5 protein-coding genes are annotated in these 4,670 nt (G+C 69.4%); 4 read left to right on the forward strand and 1 reads right to left on the reverse strand.

The features are described from left to right. Window positions 1–241 precede the first annotated feature (241 nt). On the reverse strand, window positions 242–913 hold the full coding sequence (locus ACWDU1_RS29720) for a GntR family transcriptional regulator (RefSeq protein WP_450003534.1): 672 nt from the start codon (window positions 911–913) through the stop codon (window positions 242–244). Window positions 914–1,112: 199 nt separating this feature from the next. Between ACWDU1_RS29720 and ACWDU1_RS29725 the strand changes: the two genes are divergently transcribed. The 4 genes from ACWDU1_RS29725 to ACWDU1_RS29740 all read left to right on the forward strand — a co-directional run. Further along, entirely contained in the window at window positions 1,113–1,856 is a 744-nt protein-coding gene (locus ACWDU1_RS29725; RefSeq protein ID WP_450003536.1) for a sulfite exporter TauE/SafE family protein, read from the forward strand. Between the two features lie 37 nt (window positions 1,857–1,893). Next, window positions 1,894–3,090: an amidohydrolase gene (locus ACWDU1_RS29730; RefSeq protein ID WP_450003537.1), complete on the forward strand. Its 1,197-nt coding sequence runs from the start codon at window positions 1,894–1,896 to the stop codon at window positions 3,088–3,090. 141 nt (window positions 3,091–3,231) lie between these two features. Next, complete coding sequence (locus ACWDU1_RS29735; protein WP_450003540.1) at window positions 3,232–3,987, forward strand: ABC transporter ATP-binding protein; 756 nt, start codon at window positions 3,232–3,234, stop codon at window positions 3,985–3,987. After that, window positions 3,984–4,670: ABC transporter permease (locus ACWDU1_RS29740; RefSeq protein WP_450003539.1), on the forward strand; the 687-nt coding region annotated here is incomplete at its 3' end. The genes ACWDU1_RS29735 and ACWDU1_RS29740, both read left to right, overlap by 4 nt.

A 4,670-nucleotide genomic window follows, 5' to 3' on the forward strand; every position in this document is an offset into this window, starting at 1 on the left:
ACGCCGCCGCGCACCGCGATATCGACCGGGGCGGTGTCGTCGTCGATCCGGGCGCGGCGCAGCAGCAGATCGGTGAGATCCGGCGCGGTGACCGGGCCGTCGTGCGGCGGGGTATCCGGCGCCGGGACGTCGGGCGCGCGGAGCGGGAATGTCGGCATCGATACCTCCCGGAGTAAACACAGACTCCGTTTTGTATACGACCCGAGTGTTTCCGGAAGGGCGGCGGAATGCTTCCTTCAGGTTACGAACCGGGCCCCGCAGCCGCCGCGCCGCGCTGGCGCAGGCGGTACGCGGTGGTGGCGTGCGCGATGTGCTCGGCGACCAGCCGCCGGGCGGCGTCGGCGTCACGGGCTTCGAGCGCATCGCAGATCCGCTCGTGCTCGTACCAGGAATCGGCGGCGCGGCGCGGGAGTTCGACCGCGTACACCCAGGCGATCTTCCAGCCGAGCTGGGTGATCAGCTGGGTCAGCAGCGTACTGCCCGAGGCCTCGGCCATGACCTCGTGGAACCGGCTGTTGAGCCTGGTCAGCTCGTCGAGGCGGCCGCTGCGCACCGCCCCCTGGCCGAGCGCGGTGAGCTCTTTGAGCCGGCCCAGCTGCTCGGGCGTGCGCCGATGCGCGGCGCGGCTCGCGCACAGCGGTTCGAGCAGGGCGCGGATCTCGAGCAGATCCGCCGCCTCGTCCTCGGTGAGTTCGGCGACGAAGGTACCCGCGTAGGGCCGTGAGTAGGCGAAACCTTCGGCCTCGAGGGTGCGCAGCGCCTCCCGGACCGGCACCCGGGATACGCCGTAGCTCTCGGCGATGGTGTCCTCGGTCAGTCGCTGGCCCGGGGCGAACAGGCCGTGGATGATGTCGTCCCGGATGGCGCGGCACACCTGCTGGGTGGTCATGCGGGGGTTGCGGGTGCTGTCCACATCGTCCTCGGTTCGCTGGGGGAGCGGCGGCCTTCGTCCACGATCCGCCGCCCGGTATTTCCACTGGATACCAGGAAACCGCACCCGATGCCGACAGGGCTCGCATGCTCCGGGCCGCCGGAGTGACCGAGGGCACTCGACCGGCAACACGGAAATTTTTCGTATACGATCCGGACTCACTTCGGATCGGAAGGACGCCATGGATCCCGTGTACGCGGTTCTGCTGCTGGTGGCCGGATTCGGCGCCGGCGTGTGCAATGCCATCGCCGGCGGCGGCAGCCTGCTCTCGTTTCCCGCCCTCGTCGCCACCGGGCTGCCCCCGGTGACCGCCACGGTGACCAACGCCGTGGCCGTCTGGCCCGGTTATCTGGGCGGTGCGGCCGCGCTGCGCTCCCGGCTGGCAGATCACCGCAGCCTGGTTCCGGGACTGATCGCGGCCGGTACCGCGGGTGCGATCGGTGGGGTGATCGCCCTGCTCGCCGCGCCACCGGAGGTGTTCGCCGCGCTCGTGCCGTACCTGGTGCTCGCCGCCACGGCGCTGTTCGCCGCGCAGCCGGTGATCTCCAAGAAGCTGGCCCAGAAGGGCGGCGACTCCCGGTTCACGCTGTTCGCCGGAGTTTTCCTCGGCGGCGTCTACGGTGCCTATTTCAACGGCGGGATGGGAATCGTCCTGCTCACCGCCCTGGCTCTGGGGATCGAGGCGTCGATCAATTCGCTCAACGGTCTCAAGAGCGCGCTCACCCTCGCCGTCTCCACCACTGCCACGATCGCGGTCGCGCTGTTCGGGCCGGTCGAATGGTGGTCGGTCGCGGTACTGGCCCCGGCCTGCCTGCTGGGCGGCACTGTCGGTGCGAAGATCGCCGACCGGCTGCGGCCCGGGGTGTTCCGCGGCGTGGTGATCGTTTTCGGTGCCGGTGCCGGTCTCGCCATGTTGTTCACCTGATTCGAGAAGTCGGCCCAACCCCGGGAAAGAAGGAACCATGACCGACCTACTGCTGCGCAACGGACGCCCCTGGACTCCGGGCAGCCCGCTCGCCACCGCCGATATCCTGGTCCGGGGCGGCCGCATCGAGGCCATCGGGCCCGATCTCGCCGCCGGCGATATCGACACGGTGGATCTGGACGGCGCCCTGGTGCTGCCCGGATTCGTGGACACCCACTGCCATCTGGACAAAACCCTGTACAGCGGCCCCTGGGTGCCCAACACGGGTGGACGTTCACTGGCCGGCCGGATCGCCAACGGCGAGAACCGCCGCGCCGAACTCGGTATCCCGAACGCGGGTTACGCCGGTAACCTGCTCGGCGCCATGATCGCCGGCGGCACCTCCTATGTGCGCAGTCATGTCGATATCGACCCCTCGGTCGGGCTGGGCGGGGTCGAGGCGGTGCGCGAGGCCGCGGCCCGTCACCGCGACCGGGTGGACGTCGAACTCGTCGCGTTCCCGCAGGGCGGGTTGGTATCCCGGCCCGGCGTCGCCGATCTGCTCGCCGCGGCGCTTGCCGACGGCGTGGAGGTGGTCGGCGGTATCGACCCCGCCGGCTTCGACGGCGATCCGGCCGGCCAGCTCGACATCATCTTCGGCCTGGCCGAACGGTTCGGCGTGAAAATCGATATCCACCTGCACGATCCCGGCAATCTCGGCGCGTGGGAGTTCGACCTGATCATCGAACGCACCCGCGCCACCGGGATGGCGGGGCGGGTCACCATCAGCCATGCCTACGCGATGGGCGGGCTACCGGCCGACGAGCAGCAGCGCATCGCCGAACGCCTGGCGGAGGCGGGTGTCGCCATGGTGACCTGCGCCGTCGGTGACGCGCCGGTCGTGCCCGCCCGGGTGATGCACGCCGCCGGAGCGGTTCTGGCGCTGGGCAACGACGGCATCCGCGATCTGTGGACCCCCTACGGCGACGGTGACATGCTGCGCCGGATCATGACCGTCGCCTTCCGTGACCGCTTGCTCTCCGACGCCGAGATCGAACTCGCGCTGGCCGCCGGAACCCATGGCGGCGCCGCGGTTCTGGGGCTGACCGACTACGGGCTGGTGCCGGGTGCGCGGGCGGATTTCCTCACCGTGGACGCCCCGGCTCCGGCCGCGGCGGTGGTGAGCGTGGCCCCGCGCGGGCTGGTCGTCAAGGGCGGCCGGGTGGTCGCGCGGGCCGGGCAACTTCTCGACTGACGGGTGATCGTATACGAAACAGGGGTGTAATCCGAGCGACCGCCATCGGCAATCAGCGGCCGATAAAACTGTTTCATGAGCACAAAGGCTATTCCGGCGCCGACCTCTGCGGAGGAGGCTGTGTATACGAACCGGGAAGTGATGACCGAGCCGGACCCGGCGCTCGCGTTCCGGAACGTTTCGATGGTGTTCGAGAACGGGACCGCCGCCCTGCGCGATATCGATATCACCGTCCGCCCAGGGGAATTCGTTTCCCTGGTCGGCCCGTCCGGGTGCGGTAAGTCGACCCTGCTGCGCCTGGCGGCCGGTTTCGAGGAGGCCAGTTCCGGCTCGGTCGAGGTGGCCACCGAACAACTCGGATACGTCTTCCAGGAGGCCACCCTGCTGCCGTGGCGGACGGTGTTGCGCAATGTCGAATTACCGGCCGAGCTGGCCGGAGTCGATCGTGCCGAGCGCCGGGCCGCCGCCCTCGACGCCATCGAGCGGGTCGGGCTGGGCGGATTCGAGAAACACAAACCGGCGCAACTGTCCGGCGGGATGCGGATGCGGGCCTCCATCGCCCGCGCCCTCACCCTGCGCCCGGAGGTGTTCCTGTTCGACGAACCGTTCGGCGCGCTCGACGAGATCACTCGCCAGCGCCTGAACGAGGAAGTGGGCGGGCTGTTCCGGCGCGACGCGTTCGCCGGCGTCTTCGTCACCCACTCGGTGCCGGAGGCGGTGTTCATGTCGACCCGGGTCGTGGTACTCACCGGCCGGCCCGGCCGGGTGGCCGCCGATATCACCGTGCCGCTCGACTTTCCCCGAGAGGCCGGTATGCGATACACGGCCGAGTTCGCCGAGATCGCGGGTACCGTCTCGGCCGCCCTGCACACCGCCGAACAGGCGGTGGCGGCATGACCACCGTGGCGGCCGATACCGCCGCGCAGACCCTCGCCGCCGAGTCCCGGCCGAAATCGTCCACGGCGCGGCGCCCCCGCACCGCACCGGTCCGGATCATCGCGCCCGTGGTGGTGTTCGTACTGGTGATGGGCGCCTGGTACTTCGCGAGTCACTATCTGATCGCCGCGGAATCGCGCTTCCTGCTCCCGGGGCCGGATGAGGTGATCACCGAAGGACTGCTCGACGCCGCGGTGCGATCCGAGATCCTGTCCGCGCTGGGCTCCACGGTGCTCGTGGCGCTCAGCGGGCTGGTGATCGCGATGGCACTGGGGGTGGGCTTCGCGGTCATCATGAGCCAGGCCCGGTGGGCGGAGTACTCGCTGTATCCGTACGCGGTGATCCTGCAGACCATCCCGATCCTGGCGGTCGTCCCGCTGTTCGGCTTCTGGTTCGGTTACGAGTTCGGCAGCCGGGTGATCGTCTGCGTGATGGTGTCGCTGTTCCCGGTCGTCACGAATACGCTGTTCGGGCTCAAGGCCGTCGCGCCGGCCGAACACGATCTGTTCACCCTGCACGGCGCCACCCGGTGGCAGCGACTGCTGAAACTCCAGCTCCCGGCCGCGCTTCCGGCGATGATCTCCGGCTTCAAGATCTCCGGCGGGATGGCGATCATCGGCTCGATCGTGGCGGATTTCTTCTTC

The organism is Nocardia sp. NPDC003345 (assembly GCF_053589395.1).